The following is a 2084-nucleotide window of genomic DNA, read 5'->3' on the forward strand; positions in this document are numbered from 1 at the left end:
TGAATAAAAAGCTACTACAGCTATACTTAAATCTTTCTCTATGCAAGAGCTTTTTGAATTCGCCAACAAAGTCATATCATTCGCGAACCACTCCTCCTTTTCCACATCCCATGAAAAGTCAGGATAAGACAAAGAGGTTTTATCATTTTTTTCATGCCCCTTTCCAAGTGGAACGACGTATTGGCGGTGTAATCTATTTTGAGGATATAAAAGTTAGGTTAATTGCAGTGTCAGCAGATTATCCTCCTACCGATGCGGTCAAGTATTCGCGTTTTTCTGAGGTGCAACAAGAGCCAACACCTAATCGTAACGATCTCAATTGAAATCAGGGCAAAGCATGAGTCACTCCCAACAAGTACAAGCACTAGAATGAATTACTTGTATAAAAAAGATAAAGGATTACTCATATTTTCGGCAAAACCTAGAATACCGCGATCGCGCTGCTCCTGCTTGGTCAGTTCTGGAACTTCAACAGCAGTAATGGTGATTGTTACTAACCAATCAAGTGAGCTTTTTCGTCATAAATACGCTGTTCGGGTCATCAATGTATTCAGCGAAGGGGCCTCGGTACTCAAACCCATACCGTGTATACAAGGCTCGTGCTGGAGCAAATTCTGGAATTGCCCCTGTTTCTAAATTCAAGCAATCGTAACCACGCCGTTGGGATTCTTTAATAATGTGTTCCAGAATCTTTGAGGCGACACCCTTACGACGGTAAGCCTTAGCAGTACGCATTGATTTGATTTCACCACTTGTTGAAGAGAGTTCTTTCAATGCCCCGCATCCTAGCAGTTCTTCGCCATCCCAAGCCGTCCAAAAAGTAATATCAGGCGAACGCAATGCCTCTAGTTCAAGAGCATGAACACTTTCGAGCGGTGTAATCTCATGCATATTTTCCAGATGTTCCCGCAGAAGATTGGCTATGTCACAAATATTTCACCCCAAAATATCGTTGGTGATACGCGATCGCGGGTTGCTTGATTCTGTTGGCGCTTCGGCTTGGGCTTGGTGCAGACGGAGATCCACTCTTTGCGTAGGGTTAAACCTCGCATGGATTGTACTTTTGCTAGTCATTGCTTAAGCTCATGACCATGAGGAGGCACCTCCCATAGCCTGGCGGATCGTACTCCCGCAAGTCCCTAAAGCCCGCTTTGCGGTATGCTCGCTGTGCAGCGTGATTGTGGACAGATGTGGTGAGTCCTAGCAGCGGATGTGAAGCGTCTTCGCGCAGGCGCTCGATGAGTAACTGCAAGGCTTGCGGTCTTATGCCCCGCTCCACGTAGCTGGACTCGCCGATTAAGATGTCGATGTCAACCGAGTTCGCAGGTATTTCCTCCAACCCAACGGAGTCCAGTATCTCGCGGGAAACAACCTGCCAACGCAGGTAGCCAACGGAAACACCCGAAGCTGCGATCAAAGCCCGCTCACCCTCGACTGGTGGGGATAAAGCCCAGTCAAGGTGTTCTTGCGGCTCTCTGTACCACTGTGCTACATGTGGTGCCGACAGCCAGCGCTCAAGCAGGGCTGCATCGCCCTCCGTAAAGGGTAGAAGTGTAACGACATCTGAAGCCATGACCGAGACCGATAAAGAGCAAGAGCGAGGCCTAACTTTCCCAGTCAGCGGCTGCAATTAGCCTTGAACACCTCACCAATAGCTTCCTTCAGTCGGCTGCACTGGGGTTGTTATGCGGTTTGGCAACTACGCTAGGATACTCGTCCTTATCTTCAATGATAGAATCTGCTGTTCCTGAATCTGGCATTGTTGCATGAATAGGGAAAATGGTAAATTTTACTTATTGTTTATCGACTCTGCCCACCTCAGCCCAACGATGAAGACGAAAGCCCAGTACAAAGTTCGGAATTGGAACGCTAATGTTACTCTGCGATCGCCGAACGAAAAGCCTTCATCTGTAATTCCTCCTCGCAGCAATGCCAAGATTCAGCAAGACGCTAACTCTAACCCTCTTCTGAGAAACTCTTTACTCCACACTTAGAGCCTGGAAACACTAAAAATGGTAAAGATTTATGCGATGTGGAAATTTACATACATCAAATTTGCCTAGAGTTCAACTGAAGTCTAGGGT

The 2084-nt window shown here is 46.9% G+C and carries 4 protein-coding genes and 1 pseudogene; 2 read left to right on the forward strand and 3 right to left on the reverse strand.

Features of this window, described 5'->3' with window-relative positions:
* Nucleotides 1-323, forward strand: a pseudogene (locus LC653_RS45840) (hypothetical protein); the annotation flags it as partial.
* A gap of 178 nt (nucleotides 324-501) precedes the next feature.
* On the opposite strand, the gene LC653_RS45845 reads toward LC653_RS45840, so the two are convergent.
* Genes LC653_RS45845 through LC653_RS45855 form a run of 3 tightly spaced genes read right to left on the reverse strand, consistent with a single transcriptional unit; the run spans nucleotide 502 to nucleotide 1573 of the window.
* Entirely contained in the window at nucleotides 502-891 is a 390-nt protein-coding gene (locus tag LC653_RS45845; RefSeq protein ID WP_229501842.1) for a GNAT family N-acetyltransferase, read from the reverse strand.
* Nucleotides 892-936: 45 nt separating this feature from the next.
* The gene (locus LC653_RS45850) at nucleotides 937-1074 is read right to left on the reverse strand and encodes a hypothetical protein (protein ID WP_229501843.1); all 138 of its coding nucleotides are present in this window, start codon (nucleotides 1072-1074) and stop codon (nucleotides 937-939) included.
* Complete coding sequence (locus LC653_RS45855; protein ID WP_229501844.1) at nucleotides 1067-1573, reverse strand: GNAT family N-acetyltransferase; 507 nt, start codon at nucleotides 1571-1573, stop codon at nucleotides 1067-1069. The genes LC653_RS45850 and LC653_RS45855 overlap by 8 nt, the downstream gene beginning before the upstream one ends.
* 193 nt (nucleotides 1574-1766) lie before the next feature.
* On the opposite strand from LC653_RS45855, the gene LC653_RS45860 reads away from it, so the two are divergent.
* A complete protein-coding gene (locus LC653_RS45860) occupies nucleotides 1767-1994 on the forward strand; it encodes a hypothetical protein (protein ID WP_229501845.1) in 228 nt (75 codons plus the stop codon).
* The last annotated feature ends 90 nt before the right edge of the window (nucleotides 1995-2084 follow it).

Source organism: Nostoc mirabile CHAB5784 (assembly GCF_020829645.1).
GTDB lineage: Bacteria > Cyanobacteriota > Cyanobacteriia > Cyanobacteriales > Nostocaceae > Nostoc > Nostoc mirabile.

What these genes read in the sequence shown, in the direction of transcription:
- LC653_RS45860 (WP_229501845.1), top strand. Translation starts at nt 1,767, where the DNA reads ATGAATAGGGAAAATGGTAAATTTTACTTATTGTTTATCGACTCTGCC.
- LC653_RS45850 (WP_229501843.1), bottom strand. Translation starts at nt 1,074, where the DNA reads ATGACTAGCAAAAGTACAATCCATGCGAGGTTTAACCCTACGCAAAGA.
- LC653_RS45845 (WP_229501842.1), bottom strand. Translation starts at nt 891, where the DNA reads ATGCATGAGATTACACCGCTCGAAAGTGTTCATGCTCTTGAACTAGAG.
- LC653_RS45855 (WP_229501844.1), bottom strand. Translation starts at nt 1,573, where the DNA reads ATGGCTTCAGATGTCGTTACACTTCTACCCTTTACGGAGGGCGATGCA.